General features: G+C 71.9%; 15 protein-coding genes. 8 read left to right on the plus strand and 7 right to left on the minus strand.

The window, feature by feature from the left end; all coding sequences use genetic code 11:
• Positions 1–16: 16 nt before the first annotated feature.
• Positions 17–229, plus strand: a complete 213-nt coding sequence (locus HHX35_RS06385; protein ID WP_182897962.1) for a hypothetical protein — start codon at positions 17–19, stop codon at positions 227–229.
• A 96-nt stretch (positions 230–325) separates the two neighbouring features.
• Here the strand turns inward: HHX35_RS06385 and HHX35_RS06390 are convergent, their stop codons facing one another.
• Both HHX35_RS06390 and HHX35_RS43205 read right to left on the minus strand, forming a co-directional pair.
• Positions 326–739 carry a hypothetical protein gene (locus tag HHX35_RS06390; RefSeq protein WP_182897963.1) on the minus strand — a complete coding sequence of 138 codons (414 nt, stop codon included), beginning with the start codon at positions 737–739 and terminating at the stop codon, positions 326–328.
• A 166-nt stretch (positions 740–905) separates the two neighbouring features.
• Positions 906–2,276 carry an ROK family transcriptional regulator gene (locus HHX35_RS43205; protein ID WP_259404824.1) on the minus strand — a complete coding sequence of 457 codons (1,371 nt, stop codon included), beginning with the start codon at positions 2,274–2,276 and terminating at the stop codon, positions 906–908.
• Positions 2,277–2,477: 201 nt separating this feature from the next.
• Between HHX35_RS43205 and xylA the strand changes: the two genes are divergently transcribed.
• From xylA to HHX35_RS06415, 3 genes are all read left to right on the plus strand, one after another.
• Positions 2,478–3,623, plus strand: a complete 1,146-nt coding sequence (gene xylA, locus HHX35_RS06405; protein WP_182897964.1) for a xylose isomerase — start codon at positions 2,478–2,480, stop codon at positions 3,621–3,623.
• Between the two features lie 28 nt (positions 3,624–3,651).
• Positions 3,652–5,022: a xylulokinase gene (gene xylB, locus HHX35_RS06410; RefSeq protein ID WP_182897965.1), complete on the plus strand. Its 1,371-nt coding sequence runs from the start codon at positions 3,652–3,654 to the stop codon at positions 5,020–5,022.
• A gap of 149 nt (positions 5,023–5,171) precedes the next feature.
• The gene (locus HHX35_RS06415; RefSeq protein WP_182897966.1) at positions 5,172–5,825 is read left to right on the plus strand and encodes a DUF998 domain-containing protein; all 654 of its coding nucleotides are present in this window, start codon (positions 5,172–5,174) and stop codon (positions 5,823–5,825) included.
• A 134-nt stretch (positions 5,826–5,959) separates the two neighbouring features.
• Here HHX35_RS06415 and HHX35_RS06420 read toward each other — a convergent pair whose 3' ends face one another.
• Positions 5,960–6,985, minus strand: coding sequence for a pyridoxal-phosphate dependent enzyme (locus tag HHX35_RS06420; RefSeq protein ID WP_182897967.1), 1,026 nt, complete (start codon positions 6,983–6,985; stop codon positions 5,960–5,962).
• Positions 6,986–7,122: 137 nt separating this feature from the next.
• On the opposite strand from HHX35_RS06420, the gene HHX35_RS06425 reads away from it, so the two are divergent.
• A complete protein-coding gene (locus tag HHX35_RS06425) occupies positions 7,123–7,335 on the plus strand; it encodes a DUF4287 domain-containing protein (RefSeq protein ID WP_182897968.1) in 213 nt (70 codons plus the stop codon).
• A gap of 82 nt (positions 7,336–7,417) precedes the next feature.
• Here HHX35_RS06425 and HHX35_RS06430 read toward each other — a convergent pair whose 3' ends face one another.
• From HHX35_RS06430 to HHX35_RS06445, 4 genes are read right to left on the minus strand one after another with little or no spacing between them, the layout of a single operon-like run.
• Positions 7,418–7,993: an ATP/GTP-binding protein gene (locus tag HHX35_RS06430; protein ID WP_182897969.1), complete on the minus strand. Its 576-nt coding sequence runs from the start codon at positions 7,991–7,993 to the stop codon at positions 7,418–7,420.
• Positions 7,974–8,339 carry a DUF742 domain-containing protein gene (locus HHX35_RS06435; protein ID WP_182897970.1) on the minus strand — a complete coding sequence of 122 codons (366 nt, stop codon included), beginning with the start codon at positions 8,337–8,339 and terminating at the stop codon, positions 7,974–7,976. The genes HHX35_RS06430 and HHX35_RS06435 overlap by 20 nt, the downstream gene beginning before the upstream one ends.
• Positions 8,340–8,352: 13 nt before the next feature.
• A complete protein-coding gene (locus HHX35_RS06440; protein WP_030507694.1) occupies positions 8,353–8,760 on the minus strand; it encodes a roadblock/LC7 domain-containing protein in 408 nt (135 codons plus the stop codon).
• A complete protein-coding gene (locus HHX35_RS06445; protein ID WP_182897971.1) occupies positions 8,757–11,369 on the minus strand; it encodes a nitrate- and nitrite sensing domain-containing protein in 2,613 nt (870 codons plus the stop codon). Before HHX35_RS06445 ends, HHX35_RS06440 begins: the two co-directional genes overlap by 4 nt.
• A gap of 186 nt (positions 11,370–11,555) precedes the next feature.
• Here HHX35_RS06445 and HHX35_RS06450 point away from each other — a divergent pair, with 186 nt between their 5' ends.
• The 3 genes from HHX35_RS06450 (at position 11,556) to HHX35_RS06460 (ending at position 14,546) form a co-directional block, all read left to right on the plus strand.
• Positions 11,556–12,368: an SDR family NAD(P)-dependent oxidoreductase gene (locus HHX35_RS06450; RefSeq protein ID WP_182897972.1), complete on the plus strand. Its 813-nt coding sequence runs from the start codon at positions 11,556–11,558 to the stop codon at positions 12,366–12,368.
• Between the two features lie 160 nt (positions 12,369–12,528).
• Complete coding sequence (locus tag HHX35_RS06455; RefSeq protein ID WP_182897973.1) at positions 12,529–13,308, plus strand: SDR family oxidoreductase; 780 nt, start codon at positions 12,529–12,531, stop codon at positions 13,306–13,308.
• A gap of 194 nt (positions 13,309–13,502) precedes the next feature.
• Positions 13,503–14,546 (plus strand): acyltransferase family protein, encoded by a 1,044-nt coding sequence (locus HHX35_RS06460; protein ID WP_182897974.1) that lies wholly within the window; start codon positions 13,503–13,505, stop codon positions 14,544–14,546.
• The last annotated feature ends 167 nt before the right edge of the window (positions 14,547–14,713 follow it).

Raw genomic sequence — 14,713 nt, forward strand, 5'->3', positions numbered from 1 at the left:
GGCATAGGGGGACGTCATGATCGTGGACAGGGCGACGCGAGAGCACGAGGACAATCTGGTCCTGTTCCGGGCGGTGCACGAGGTCGCGGTCCGTCATGGCGGCGCGCCCTACCACCAGGTGATCTCGGCGCTGACCGCCGGTCTGCCCGGCACGCCCCGGCTGGCCGCCGACGAACTGCGGCGCATCGCCGAGGAGATCAGCCTCGGCCGCGACCCCTCCGGCCTGTGAGCCGCTGAGCGCCTGAGCGTCCCAGCTTCCCGGGACGCACGCGGTGGAACCGGAGCGGGTCCCCGGCGAAACGGTGGGGCGCGGACGGCGGAAGTGTCAGTTCCTCCAGTGGATAGGCATGTTCTGTCCCATGGCGCAGGTGATGGGCTGTGATCCGCAGAAGGCGGCCTGCAGGTCGAGCGAGCGGGTCTTGGTGATCGGTTGCTGCGACTGTCCCATGACGAAGGTGGGGGAGACGGCCCCGTTGAGGCTCTGGTTGAACCTGCCCGCGCCGGACCTGCTCTGGCTGCCGCTCGCTCGCCCTCCTTTGATCACCTGACCTCCGCTTCCGCCGTGCCCGTGGACACGGAAGGCCGCGAGCCCCTCTCGCACGGGCGGCGGGGTGACACGCGCCGTCGCCGGCTGTGCGGCGCAGATCCCCGTCGCCGGGATCACGAGCGCGGCCAGGGCCAGCCGCCGGGCCGCGAGGACTACGGTGTCGATGGGGGGCCGCGTCCAGTAGCGGGACATATCGGTGTGCGCCTTCCTGCTGGACGACCGACGGTGAGCGTCGCCCGCCCGGTTCTGTGGAACGGCGGCCTCATACCCCGCCGGAGCAGGGCCGTGACCTGAGCTGGACAAGATCGGCGCAGGTCCTTACAAGTTCTTGGCGCCCGGCCGGGGCGCTCGCGTCGCGTCAGGTGTTCAGGAGGGCGGCGGGGTCGGCCATGACCTGCTCGATCACCTGGCCGGCCGCGCCCAGGGCGGCCGCCTCGGCGCCGAGCCGTGACACGACCACGGGCGGCACGGCGCCGCGCATCTGACCGAGGCGGGCCTTCAGAGTGTCGGCGACCATGTGGCCGATCCAGGGGAAGAGCGGTGCGTAGATCCCGCCGAGGACGATCGCGTCGGGATCGACGAGGTTGACCGCCGACGACAGGGCCACGCCGAGCGCCCAGGCCGCCCGCTCACAGGCGGCGCGCGCGTTCTCGTCGCCCTCCCGGAGCCGGGACAGCACCCACGACACGCCCTGCTGCGCGGGCAGGAGCATCTCGGGCGGGGGCGTTTCGCGCGCGGCTCCGGCCGCTTCGGCCGGCCTCTCGTGTGCCGCTCCGGCCGATTCGGCCGCGCCCTCGTGCGGAATCCCGGCTGGCACGTTCCTGGACGCTCCGGCCGAGGGCGTATCGGCGGCGGGGCGGACCGAGGTGGCGGCCCTGACCGAGGTGGCGGCGCGGACCGAGGTGGCGGCGCGGGCGGCGGTCAGGAGGGCCTCCTGACCGGCGTACTGTTCGAGGCAGCCCCGCCCGCCGCAGCGGCACGGCGGTCCTGCGGGGGAGACGACGACGTGCCCGAGCTCCCCGGCGAAGCCGCGCGCGCCCCGGAAGAGCCGGCCGCGGACCACGAGGCCCGCACCGATGCCGATCTCTCCCGACACGTGCAGGAAGTCGGGCAGCCCCGACCCGAACCACAGCTCGCCGAGCGCGGCCAGGTTGGCCTCGTTCTCCACGCGTACGGGGAAGGGGAACCGCAGAAGCGACGCCAGTGGCACGTCGCGCCAGCCGAGGTTCGGCGCGTTGTGGACGACCCCGCTGGTCATGTCCACAGGGCCGGGCACGGCCAGCACGCCGCCGACCACCCGCAAGCCCTTCTCCACAGCTTCGTCCACAACCGTGGAGGCCAAATCCCCAATTCGCGCGATCACATCCACAGGAGGCGCGGCCCGATTGTCCACAGCCTGTGTACGGCGCAGCCGCACCGTCCGGGCGAGGTCGACCACGCACACCGCGAGGTAGTCGACGTTGATCTCCAGCCCGAGGGCGGCGACGCGCTGCCCGCTGATCCGGATCTCGACCCCCGGCCTGCCGCGCTCGCCGTCCCGGACCGCGCCGGTCTCCACCACGAGCCCGCCCTCGATGAGGTCGCCGACGAGCTTGGACACGGTCGTCTTGGTCAGGCCGGTCATCTCGGCGAGGGCGGCCCGGGTCACCGATCCCCGGGCGCCGACCGCGCCGAGGACGAGCGCCAGGTTCCGCGCGCGCATCGCGTCATGCCGCAGGGCCTGCGTCATCGCACCCTCCACGCGAGTCCCGCCTCACGCCGAACGGCCCGCGTCATCCGCACCTCCACGCGCCAGCCGCGTCACGCCGTACGGGCTGCGTCATCACATCCTCCACTGCCGGGCGTTGAGAATACGGACACGCCCTCTTGACCCTGCGCCTCATCACGTCGGATATTTAGTCCACAACGTAGACTAATTCGGAGGCGATTCATGTACACCCCCACTCCCGAGGACCGCTTCACGTTCGGGCTGTGGACCGTCGGCTGGCAGGCGCGCGACCCGTTCGGCGACGCCACCCGGGCCCCGCTGGACCCGGTCGAGAGCGTTCACCGCCTGGCTGAGCTCGGCGCGTACGGTGTGACCTTCCACGACGACGACCTCCTCGCGGTGGAGCAGGACCGCACCAAGGCCATCGAGAGCTTCAAGAAGGCGCTCAGCGAGACCGGCATGAAGGTGCCGATGGCCACGACCAACCTGTTCACCCACCCGATCTTCAAGGACGGCGGTTTCACCAGCAACGACCGCGACGTCCGGCGGTACGCCCTGCGCAAGGTCATCCGCAACATCGACCTCGCCGCCGAGCTCGGGGCCACGACGTACGTGTGCTGGGGCGGCCGTGAGGGCGCCGAGTCCGACGCCGCCAAGGACGTGCGGGTCGCGCTCGACCGCTACAAGGAGGGCTTCGACCTCCTGTGCCAGTACGTGATCGACAAGGGCTACGACATCCGCTTCGCCGTCGAGCCCAAGCCGAACGAGCCGCGCGGCGACATCCTGCTGCCGACGATCGGCCACGCTCTGGCCTTCATCAACTCGCTGGAGCACCCGGAGATGGTGGGCCTCAACCCCGAGGTCGGCCACGAGCAGATGGCCGGGATGAACTTCGTCCACGGCATCGCCCAGGCGCTGTGGCACGGCAAGCTGTTCCACCTCGACCTCAACGGCCAGCACGGGCCGAAGTACGACCAGGACCTCGTCTTCGGCCACGGCGACGTGAAGAGCGCGTTCTTCCTCGTCGACCTGCTGGAGAACGGCGGCTACGACGGCCCGCGCCACTTCGACTACAAGCCGCTGCGCACCGAGGACAAGGACGACGTCTGGGAGTCGGCGGCCGCCAACATGCGGACGTACCTCATCTTCAAGGAGAAGTCGAAGGCCTTCCGCGCCGACCCCGAGGTGCAGGAGGCGCTGGCCGCCAGCAAGCTCACCGAGCTGGCCCAGCCGACCCTGGCCGAGGGCGAGACCTACGACGACGTCCTGGCCGAGTCGATCGACGTGGACGAGGTGGCCGCCCGCGGCTTCCACTTCACCCGGCTCAACCAGCTCGCGCTGGAGCACCTCCTCGGCGTGCGCGGCTGACCGGTACGACGAGAGCGAAGGGACGACTGTGACGCTGGTCGCGGGGGTCGACTCGTCGACCCAGAGCTGCAAGGTCGTCATCCGGGAGGCGGAGAGCGGGGCCCTCGTGCGTGAGGGCCGCGCCTCCCACCCCGACGGCACCGAAGTCCATCCCGAGCACTGGTGGACCGCGCTGCAGAGCGCGATCGAGCAGGCCGGAGGGCTGGCGGACGTCGCGGCGGTGAGCGTGGGGGCCCAGCAGCACGGCATGGTCTGCCTCGACGAGGACGGCGAGGTGGTCCGGCCCGCCCTGCTGTGGAACGACACCCGCTCGGCCGGGGCGGCGGCCGACCTGGTCGCCGAGCTGGGCGGCCCGAAGGCGTGGGCCGAGGCCGTCGGCAGCGTCCCGGTGGCCTCCTTCACGGTGACCAAGCTCCGCTGGCTCGCCCGCAACGAGCCGGACAACGCCCGCCGTACGCGCTCGGTGTGCCTGCCGCACGACTGGCTCACCTGGCGGCTCGCCGGCCGGCCCGACGTGATCACGACCGACCGGGGCGACGCCTCCGGCACCGGTTACTGGTCGCCCGCCACCGGTGACTACCGGACGGACCTGCTCGAACTGGCCATGGGCCGGGTGCCGGACCTGCCCCGCGTCCTCGGCCCGGCCGAGCAGGCGGGGACGGCCGAGCAGGGCGGTGCGCTGCTCGCCCCCGGCACCGGCGACAACATGGCGGCGTCGCTCGGCGTCGGCATGCGGCCCGGTGACGTGGTGGTGTCCATCGGCACCTCGGGTACGGCGTTCGCCGTCTCCGACGCGCCGTCCGCCGACCCGTCCGGAGGGGTCGCCGGGTTCGCCGACGCCACCGGCCGCTACCTGCCGCTGGTCGCCACGCTCAACGCGGCACGGGTGCTGGACGCCGCCGCCCGGATGCTCGGGGTGAGCCCCCAGGGGCTGAGCGACCTCGCCCTGCGGGCGCCCGCGGGTGCGGACGGGCTGGTGCTCGTGCCCTACCTGGAGGGGGAGCGCACCCCGAACCGTCCCGACGCCACGGGGTCGCTGCACGGCCTCAGGCTGGCCACGTCCACGCCCGAGCACCTGGCCAGGGCCGCGGTCGAGGGCATGCTCTGCGGCCTCGCCGACGCGCTGGACGCCCTCGGGGTGGAGCCGCAGCGGGTGCTGCTCATCGGCGGCGGCGCGCGCTCGGAGGCGGTGCGCCGCATCGCGCCGACCGTCTTCGGGCGCCCGGTGCTCGTGCCCACCCCCGGGGAGTACGTCGCGGACGGCGCGGCCAAGCAGGCCGCCTGGCTGCTGTCGGGGGAGCCGGAACCGCCGCTGTGGGACACGGGCGCCGCCGAGCGCTACGAGGCCGATCCCACCCCCGGCCTGCGCGAGCGCTACCACGAGGCCGCGCAGGAGTGACGTCCCGGGTGGGGCCCGCGGGCCGCGTCCCCGAAGGACCGCGCCCGGAAAGTCTGGGCCCCACCCTGAGACGACCCTGACCCCTTCTCGGGGGGATCTACGCGTTGTCCCGGATGTTAGGAACGGGCTGTACGCGGGATCCTCACCATATGGTCAAGAGGTTCTATCCCCTGCTCGCCGGTGGCGGCATCCTGCTCGCGGTCGTCACCGTGGTGGCGGCGCAGGTGAGCGGGGATTCCTCCCTGGACCCCGTCTCCATGACGATCAGCCAGTACGCCGCCCGCGACGGGGGCGGCGCCATCGAGACGGCCATGGCCGTCCTCGGCCTGGCCTCGCTCGCGCTGCTGGCCGGGATGCGCGCGCTCGACGCGCCGGTGCACGGCTGGCCCGCCCGCCTGATCGGCCTCTGGAGCGTCTCGCTCATCGGCGCGGCCGTGGTCCCGTCGGGCACGGTGTGGCAGGGGGAGCTGCACGGTGTCCTGTCGGCGGCGGCCTTCGTGAGCGTGCCCGCCGCCGCCATCCAGTTGGTGGGCCGCCTGGGACAGGACGAGCGGTGGAAGGCCACCGCCCGGCCGCTGGAGTGGCTGACGCTCGCCTCCGGTCTCGGCCTGGCGGCCATCACGTACGTCGCGCTGCCCGGCCACGGCGTCATGATCGGCCTGGTGGAACGGCTGCTGCTGACCGCGGAGGTGGCCGTTCTCGGAGTGCTCGCCGTGAGGCTCGCGCAGCTCACGTGGGGGCCGCCGCTCAGGGAGCGGATCGGCGGCCGGCGCGCCGCGCGCGACTTCCTGGTCCACCGCTGAGCCATGTTCACCGCCGGCCGGACGGGGCGGCACTCAGGATCGTGCGGGCGCGGGGGCGCCGCACGGTCCGGTGCGGCGTCATCGGCCGCCGGGCCGCCCGAGTTCGAGTGGGCGGGCGAGTGCGGAACGCGGCGTCAGGGCTCGCCGAGCAGGTCGCGCAGGCGCTCGGCGTACGGCCGCCAGTCGAGGCCCCTGGCCGCCGCCCAGGCGTCGTCGTGGCAGGTCGCGAGATGGCGCTCGCCGGCGTCGCCGATCACGCCGACCACCTCGCCGCGCTCGCCCCGGTCGCGCATCCGGGTGATCAGTTCGAGGGCGGCCCACAGGTTCGTCCCCGTGGCGGCGCCGACCGCGAGCCCGGTCACCTGCCGTACGCGCCGGGCGGCGGCCACGCTCGCGGCGTCGGGCACGGGGACGACCAGGTCGACGACCGCCGAGTCGAAGGCGGGCTCCATCCGCGGCCGGCCGACGCCCTCGATGCGGCTCGGCATGCCCGTGGCGTAGTCGGGGGCGCCGGTGGCCCAGCCGGGGAAGTAGGCGGAGTTCTCCGGATCGGCCACGGCCAGCCTTCCCCGCAGGCCGTGGGCCCGCAGGAGCCGGCCGATCGCGGCGGACGTCGCTCCGGTGCCCGCCCCGACCACGATCCATCGGGGACAGTCGCCGACCTGCCCGAACAGCTCGTCGGCGAGGCTCGCGCCACGCCAGTCGACCTGGGCCGCGGAGCGGTAGTGGTCGAGGTGGTGACCGCCGATCTCTTCGGACAGGCGGGCGGCCTGCTCGTAAACGGCGAGCGGGGGATCGACGTACCGGCACGTCCCGCCGAGCCGCTCGACACCGGCCCCGGAGGACTTCTTCGGCATCACCGCGATGTACGGCAGGCCGAGCAGCCGGGCGAAATAGGCCTCGGCGACGGCCATGGGACCGCCGGTGGCGTCGACCACGGTCGTCCCCTCGGTGATCCGCCCGGAGGTGATGGCCTGGGCGAACAGGGCGCGTGCGAGCCTGTGCTTGAGACCGCCAGTGGGCTGCGCCGACTCGTCCTTCAGCCGCAGCCGCACGCCCCACGCCTCGGGCAGCGGAAACTCGCGAAGCGGCGTGGTGCCCGCGTCTTCGCGCTCGCGGTCCAGGCGCGCGACGGCCTCGGCCGCCCACCCGTTGATCATGTTTCGTCCCTGAGATCGGTTTCTCCGGCCATCGCCGTACCGCGGCTGATCTCCACCGGCGCATGCCTTGCGTGCTCCTGTGAGGCACACTGTCGCATGCGGCAATTGACCACGAACGAGGATGAACGGGACACCATATGACCGAAGCCGTGAAGGGCCCCGCCAGCTACTTCCCCTCCATCGAGAAGAAGTACGGCCGGCCGATCGCCGAGTGGAAGGAGCTCATCCGCCGCTCGCCGCTGACCAAGCACATGGAACTCGTCTCCTGGCTCAAGGCGGAGTACGGGCTGGGACACGGTCACGCGAACGCCCTCGTCGCGCACACCCTGGCCGAGGACGGCGTCAAGTAGCGGACACGTCCGTGTGGCCGGGGCCGAGCCGGGCCCCGGCCACATCGGACGACCAGAACCGGGCCGGTCAGCGCTGGGCCGATCAGCGCTGGGCGGCCGTCAGCATCTTGAGCGCGTGCTCCACGAGCGTGACGAGCACGACCTTGGCCGAGGCGCGGCGCCGTACGTCGCAGAGCAGGACGGGGACCTCCGGGTCGAGGTCGAGGGCGATCCGCACGTCGTCGGGCTCGTGCCGGTCGGCGCCGTCGAAGCAGTTGACCGCGACGATGAACGGCGTGCCGCGCTGCTCGAAGTAGTCGATCGACGGAAAGCAGTCGGTCAGCCTGCGGGTGTCGGCCAGCACGACGGCCCCGAGCGCGCCGTAGGACAGCTCGTCCCACATGAACCAGAAGCGCTCCTGTCCGGGGGTGCCGAACAGGTAGACCACGAGCCCTTCCCTGATGGTGATGCGGCCGAAGTCCATGGCCACCGTCGTGGTCGTCTTGGCTTCCACTCCGTCGGTGTCATCGACGCCGACGCCGCGATCGGACAGCACCTCCTCGGTGCGCAGGGGGCGAATCTCGCTGATCGCGCCGACCAGCGTGGTCTTGCCGACGCCGAAGCCGCCGGCCACCAATATCTTGAGGGCGACCGGCTCCTCAGAGGGCGCGAAGGCCATTGATCACTTCCTTGAGAATGCGCTCGCTTGGCAGCGGCGCCACCTTGCCCGGAGCCCGTACGTCGACGAGCCCGAGGTCGTGCAGATCCCCGATCAGGACGCGGACCACGCCCAGCGGCAGGTCGATGTCGGACGCGATGTCCGCCACCGACGCGCCGCGGCGCGCCATATCGAGGATCCGCCGCTGCTCGGGGCCAACGCCGGGGACGTCCCTCGGTGAGCCCGTGGTCGTCACCATGGTGATCAGGTCGAGCTTGGCCCCGGAGTGCCGCGCCCGGCCCCCCGTCAGCGCGTAGGGCCGGACCAACGGCCCGGCCTCCTCGTCCATCCACTGGGGTCCCGTCATGTGGCCGCCCATCTCATGGGGAGATCCGCCGCGGGTTGGTGGAGATGTGCTGGCCCACCCGCTTGACCAGCATCGCCATCTCGTACGCGATGTGCCCGACATCGGCGTCGGAGGCGGCCAGGACCGCGAGGCAGGTGCCCTGGCCGGCGGCCGTGACGAACAGGAACGCGGCCTCCATCTCCACGATGGTCTGCCTGACCTCGCCCCCGCCGAAGTGCCGCCCCGCGCCCCGCGCCAGGCTCTGGAACCCGGCCGCGACCGCGGACAGGTGCTCCGCGTCCTCTCGGCTCAGCCCCTGGGAGGCCCCAACGACGAGGCCGTCGGTGGAGAGGATCACCGCCTGGCGGACGGCGGCGACCCTGCTGATGAGATCGTCGAGCAGCCAGTTCAGTTCGCCGGTCGACGTCGCTTTGCCGGTCATTCGTCACCCTTCTCGCCGTGCGTGTTGTGTACGTGGTCGCCGGGTGCGGCCCCACCCGGCTGATCGGAGTCCTCCCGGCCCCGCAGCGCGCCGCGCTGGAAGGCGCTGAACATCGCCCTGGCCTCCTCCGGCGACCGCTCCTCCACGGTCGGGGCGGACAGCGGCGGCGTCTGCGGCGCCGTCTCCTGGGACTGGGTGCGAAGCTGCGGGGCGATGTTGGCCTGGCGAACCCTGCGCGGCAGGCCGGCGTGGGTTCCGTTCGCGACGGGGCCCCTGGCCCGCTGTTTGCTCGTCCGCTGCGCCAGGCCGTTCGCCGCCACCCCCGCGGCGGCGGTCGCCGGCTCGGCGGACGGCGAAGCGGAGGGTGCGGCGGAGGGCGGAGCGGAGGGTGCGGCGGCCGGGCGCGGGTTCTCGAAGCCGGAGCCGAGGGACCGCGAGGAGAGGTCGTCGCGCGCGGCGGAGGGCACGGCCTCGGTCCGCTGGGCGGCCGGCGTGAAGAACGGGGACGGCTCTGACGCGCCCGTACGCTCCTCCCGGTCCTCCGTCTCCCAGGGGAACTCCACGGGAACGCCCTCCGGGACGCCGCCCGGAACGTCGCCGGGCACGTCCCTCGCGAGCTCCCCGGCGAGCGTGCGGACCTCCCGGAGCTCACCGGCGGGGGCGGGGCCGCCCAATCCGAGATCGGCCTGGAGCGTGTCGCTGAGCGAGATGTCGGTGTCGTTGCCGCCGGCGGCCAGCGCGGGCTTCGCGTGGGCGCCGCGGGGAGGCGGGCCCGCGAGCGCCGCGGGCGAGCCTTCCTCCATCATCAGGGTCCGGGGGATGAGCACGATCGCGGTCGTTCCGCCGTACGGCGAGCCCCGCAGGACAACCCCGATCTCGTGCCGGGCGGCGAGCTGGCCGACGACGAAGAGCCCGAGCCGGTCGCTGTCCGCCAGGTCGAACTCCGGCGGGTCGGCCAGCCGCGCGTTGATCTCGTCGTACTCCTCGGGCGTCAGGCCGAGACCGCGGTCCTCGATCTCCACCGCGAGCCCGTTGGCGACGACCTCCCCGCGCACCGCCACCTTCGTCTGCGGAGGCGAGAAGACCGTGGCGTTCTCCAGCAGCTCGGCGATCAGGTGCACCACGTCGGCCACGGTCGCGCCGACGATGGCGGCGTTAGGCATCGGGGCCATCGAGACGCGGGTGTAGTCCTCGACCTCGGAGATCGCCGCGCGGACCACGTCGATGAGCGGCACCGGCTTGCGCCACGAGCGTCCGGGCGCGGAGCCGGACAGGATGATCAGGCTCTCCGCGTGGCGGCGCATGCGGGTGGTCAGGTGGTCGAGCCGGAAGAGGTCCTCCAGACCCTCCGGGTCCTCGGCGCGGCGCTGCATCGTGTCGAGCAGCGTGAGCTGGCGGTGCAGCAGGGTCTGCTTGCGGCGGGCCAGGTTGAGGAAGACCTGGCTGACGCCGCGGCGGAGGGCGGCCTGGCCGACGGCGGCCTCCACGGCCGTGCGCTGGACGGAGCTGAACGCGTGCGCGACGTCCTCGACCTCGTTGGAGCCCGTCGCCTTGATCGGGGGCGCCTCGGCCTCGACGTCCACGTCCTCGCCCCGCCGCAGCTTCTCGACCACCTGCGGCAGCCGTACGTCGGCGAGTTCGAGCGCGGCGTCGCGCAGGCCGGCGAGGTCGCGGGCGAGACGGCGGCCGAACCGGACGGAGAAGACGATCGTGGCGATGATCACCACGAGGCCAAGCCCGCCGGCGACCAGGATGCGGAGCATGATCCCGGTGGCGACCGTTGTGGCGGAGCCGCTCAGCGCGTCCGAGGCCTTCACCCGGGCCGAGTCGAGCCGGAGGATCAGCTGGTCGATGGTCGGCGACCACTTCTCGGCGTCCGCCGGGAGCGGGCCGCCGGAGCGCACCTGGTTGACGATCTGGTTCTCCAGGGCGGTGAACCGATCGAACAGCGGCGAGGTGAGCACCTGCTCGTACGGCGCCCGCATCTCACCGCTGAGGACGGGCCGGTTCTTGCCGTACAGGAACCGCCGGGTGGCGACCCACTCGCTGAAGGCGTTCTGCTCGTCGGCCGTCATCGTGCCGCTGGCCAGCGCCCCGCGCACGAGGGCGTCCTCACGGGTGATCATCTCGTGCGCGTTGCCCATCCCCTGCATGGCGCTGGCCTGCTGGAAGGTGACCAGGTCGGGCACCGAGACGAGCCGCTCGTAGAGCGCGAAGAGGTCGTCCATGATCGCGTTGTACGCGGTGATCGCGGTCAGCCTGTCGGACCTGCCGAGCGAGACGCCCTCCCGGATCGTGGGCAGGCGTTCGAGGGAGGACAGCAGGGACTCCAGGGGCGCCACGAGTTCGTCGCTCATGGCGTCGCGGGCCGCCTCGTCCTCGGCGGACTTCTTGAACTTGTCCGCGGCGGCGGTGGTCTTGGCCTGCTGGGCGGTGAGCCCGGCGGACGTCGTCTGCCCGCTGCTGAGGACGCCGGCGGTCAGCGCGCGTTCGACCTGGATCTGGGTGCCCAGGTCGGTGGAGGCCACTCCGATGGTGTCGTACAGCGTCTTGGAACGCAGGAGGACGAGACCGTCTCCGACCGTGAGTTTTAGGGCAAACCCCCACATAGCGCTCAACATGAGCAGTGGTAGGAGCAGCAACAAGAAGATCTTGAACCGAATCGACCGGTTTCTTGAACCCATAGCCACTCCTGCATTGCTGGAGGCTCGCGACGCATTTATGGGGAAATGCACCTCCGGAAGATCGCACAGAAGGCTAGCACCGATACAGTTCTGGCGCAGTGGGAGGAACTGATGATTACAGTGATCACTGGGGCTGGTGCCGGAATCGGTGCAGCTTCTGCCCTTGATCTCGCCCGGCGAGGTCACCAAATCGTGCTCGTCGGACGTACCCCGGAGAAGCTCCGCGCGGTCGCGGACCGCGCGGAGCAGGCCGGTGGCAGCCGTCCGGACACGCTCCTCGCCGACTTCTCCTCCCTCGATCAGGTGCGCCGGCTGGCGGCGGAGTTGCTGGCGCGGTACGAGCGCATCGACGTGCTCATCAACAACGCCGGCGTGATGACGCCCGACCGCCGGACCACCGTGGACGGCAACGAGTCGATGATGCAGGTCAACCACCTGGCGCCGTTCCTGCTGACGAACCTGCTCCTCGACCGGCTCACGACGTCGTCCGCCCGGGTCGTCACCACGTCGTCCCGCGCCGCGAAGACCGGCCGCCTCGACCCCGCCGACCTGTCCAGGGAGCGGCGGCGCTGGAACGGCTGGCTGCAGTACGGCGACTCCAAGCAGGCCAACGCGCTGTTCACCGTGTCGCTCGCCGAGCGCGGCCTGGCCGCCACGTGCCTCCATCCCGGGGTGCTCAAGACCTCGTTCGCCGAGGGCACGTTCTTCATGAAGCTGGTGTGGCTCCTCCCCGGCATGGGCGAGCCGCCGGAGGCCGGGGCCGAGCGCATCGTCCACCTCGCCACCCACCCGGACGGCGTCGATCACCCGGGCCGGTATTTCGTCAAGAACGCTCCCGTACAGGTGCCGGACAGGATGTCGGACCCCGCCCTCGCCGCCGCCCTGTGGGACGCGAGCCTCGCCGCCACCGGCCTGTCCGCCTGAAGGAGCGCCGGCCTGGTATCGCCAGTCCCAGGAAGACGGGTCATCTGGCTGCTCACCCGGTCGCTTCCGCACCCTGGAGTCACGGATGCGGAACACGACCCGGCTCGATGAGAGCCGCGCTCCGGCCGCCGAGGCCGGGCAAGGAAAGGGAACAGCAGCCATGAGCACGCTCGCACTCGTCACCGGCGCCACCTCGGGAATCGGCAGGGCCTTCGCCGAGCGCCTGGCCGCCGGCGGTCACGACCTGGTGATCGTGGGCCGGCGGAAGGAGCGCCTGGAGGAGTTCGCCGCCTCGCACCCCGAGGTCGGGGTGCGGACCGTGGCCGCCGACCTGTCGACCGACGAGGGCATCGACACGGTCGCCGAGATCTGCGCGGCCGAGCCGCTGACCATGCTCGTGAACAACGCCGGTGTGTCCCACTACATGCCGCTCGCCGAGCTCCCCGCCGGCAAGGCCCGGGAACTCGTGCACGTGAAGGTCGTCGCCCCGACGATGCTCACTCGGGCCGCCGTCGCGGGCATGCGGGAGCGAGGCGAGGGCACGATCGTCAACGTGGCCGGGATGATCGCCTTCAGCGGCCCCGCGCCGCACTCCCAGATGCCCCGCAGGGCCGTCTACGCCGGAACCCTGGCCCACCTCGTCGCGATGTCCCAGACCCTGAGCGCGGAGCTCGAAGGCACCGGAGTCACCGTGCAGGTGCTGTGCCCCGGCGTGGTGGCCACCGAGTTCCACGAGCGCCAGGGCCTCGACCTGAGCGCCGTGCCCCGCATGAGCGCCGACGACGTCGTCACGGCGAGCCTGCGCGGCCTGGAGCTGGGCGAGACCGTCTGCGCCCCGGGCGTCGAGGACGCCGGACTCCTGGACGCGGTCTTCCGGGCCGAACTCGCCGCCTTCGGAGGCCAGAGCCCCGAGCTCGCCACGCGCTACCGGACCGTCTGATCCGCCCGGCCTCCACGGCCGGAAAGGCGTGGCCGGCCGAGGCCGGCGGACGGGGCGCGGGGTCATCGGCGGCCGCCCGGGTACGCCGCGGCACGACGGGGACGACAGGGCCGGGGCCGGGGCGGGAAGAGTTCGGGCACTGTTCGCCCGCGGTTGCGCCGGTGCTCACGGACGGGTGACTAGGGTCCGGCCGCATGACCGTGACCGCTCCCGCCCGCCCGTCCGGCAGGGCCGCCGCCCGCGACCCGCTGCTGGACAACGCCAAGTTCCTGGCCATCGTGCTCGTCGTTTCCGGGCATCTCGTCGAGGACCTGCGGGACGTCCCCGCGGCACATGCGCTCTACTTCTTCGTCTACCTCTTCCACATGCCGCTCTTCATCGTCGTCAGCGGCTATTTGTCCCGTAATTTCACGTTTTCTCCGGGTAAGGCGCGCAAGCTCATCAGTGGCCTCGCGGTGCCGTACGTCATCTTCGAGCTGGCCTATTCGCTGCCCCGCTTCTTCCTGTACGGCAAGCTCGAAATCAGCCTGCTCGACCCGTACTACCTGACCTGGTTCCTCATGTCGCTGTTCCTGTGGCGGCTGTCCACGCCGGTCTGGCAGCAGTTGCGCCATCCCCTGGTGATCGCGGTCGGGCTGTGCCTGCTGTCGGGCACCAGCGCCCTGCCGGACGAGTTGTCGATGAACCGCACGTTCGGCCTGCTGCCGTTCTACGTGCTCGGCCTCATGCTCACGCCCGAGCACCTCGACCGCCTGCGCGGGCGCCGGGCGAGGATCGCGGGCGGGGCCGTCCTGGCGGCGGCGCTCGCCGCGGCGTTCGCCGTGCACACGCTCGTGCCGACGGAGTGGATCCGCTGGCGCCACTCCAACCACCAGATCGGCGTGGACGACCTGACCGGCACGCTGATCCGGCTCGCCATGCTGGCGGCCGGCGCCCTGCTGGTGGCGGCGTTCCTCGCGATCACTCCGAGTCGCCGCACCTGGTTCACCGGGCTGGGCGCCGCCACGATGTACGCCTACCTGCTGCACGGGTTCGCCGTGAAGGTCGCCGAGCGCTTCCACGACGTCCTCGTCAACCCACTCGGCGTGACCGCCATGGTGGTCCTCGGAGCCGTCCTCGCGGCCCTGCTCTGCACGTCCCCGGTGCGCAGGGCGTTCCGGTGGGCGGTGGAGCCCGACGTCTCCTGGGCCTTCACCAGACTCCGCCGGCCCGCGAAGAAGGAGTCCGCCGCGACGTGACCGGAACTTCGCGCGTGATCCCACCGTTCTGAACAGTGATGGTGCAGAGTAGGGCGAATCGCGCGGTCGACGGGGCTGGGTACGCAAGACGGCTCTGTCACGGCAGGGTTATACGGGGTAACCTGCGCATTCGCGGTGCAGCCAGGAGCGGTGAAAACGACGGGGTG

The organism is Microbispora sp. H10830 (genome assembly GCF_014161375.1).
GTDB classification, from domain to species: Bacteria; Actinomycetota; Actinomycetes; order Streptosporangiales; family Streptosporangiaceae; genus Microbispora; species Microbispora catharanthi.

Excerpts from the sequence above, each read along its gene's own strand:
- HHX35_RS06385 (WP_182897962.1), top strand. The coding sequence starts at position 17 with ATGATCGTGGACAGGGCGACGCGAGAGCACGAGGACAATCTGGTCCTG.
- HHX35_RS06390 (WP_182897963.1), bottom strand. The coding sequence starts at position 739 with ATGTCCCGCTACTGGACGCGGCCCCCCATCGACACCGTAGTCCTCGCG.
- HHX35_RS43205 (WP_259404824.1), bottom strand. The coding sequence starts at position 2,276 with ATGACGCAGGCCCTGCGGCATGACGCGATGCGCGCGCGGAACCTGGCG.
- xylA (WP_182897964.1), top strand. The coding sequence starts at position 2,478 with ATGTACACCCCCACTCCCGAGGACCGCTTCACGTTCGGGCTGTGGACC.
- HHX35_RS06415 (WP_182897966.1), top strand. The coding sequence starts at position 5,172 with ATGGTCAAGAGGTTCTATCCCCTGCTCGCCGGTGGCGGCATCCTGCTC.
- HHX35_RS06420 (WP_182897967.1), bottom strand. The coding sequence starts at position 6,985 with ATGATCAACGGGTGGGCGGCCGAGGCCGTCGCGCGCCTGGACCGCGAG.
- HHX35_RS06425 (WP_182897968.1), top strand. The coding sequence starts at position 7,123 with ATGACCGAAGCCGTGAAGGGCCCCGCCAGCTACTTCCCCTCCATCGAG.
- HHX35_RS06430 (WP_182897969.1), bottom strand. The coding sequence starts at position 7,993 with ATGGCCTTCGCGCCCTCTGAGGAGCCGGTCGCCCTCAAGATATTGGTG.
- HHX35_RS06435 (WP_182897970.1), bottom strand. The coding sequence starts at position 8,339 with ATGACGGGACCCCAGTGGATGGACGAGGAGGCCGGGCCGTTGGTCCGG.
- HHX35_RS06440 (WP_030507694.1), bottom strand. The coding sequence starts at position 8,760 with ATGACCGGCAAAGCGACGTCGACCGGCGAACTGAACTGGCTGCTCGAC.
- HHX35_RS06445 (WP_182897971.1), bottom strand. The coding sequence starts at position 11,369 with ATGTGGGGGTTTGCCCTAAAACTCACGGTCGGAGACGGTCTCGTCCTC.
- HHX35_RS06450 (WP_182897972.1), top strand. The coding sequence starts at position 11,556 with ATGATTACAGTGATCACTGGGGCTGGTGCCGGAATCGGTGCAGCTTCT.
- HHX35_RS06455 (WP_182897973.1), top strand. The coding sequence starts at position 12,529 with ATGAGCACGCTCGCACTCGTCACCGGCGCCACCTCGGGAATCGGCAGG.
- HHX35_RS06460 (WP_182897974.1), top strand. The coding sequence starts at position 13,503 with ATGACCGTGACCGCTCCCGCCCGCCCGTCCGGCAGGGCCGCCGCCCGC.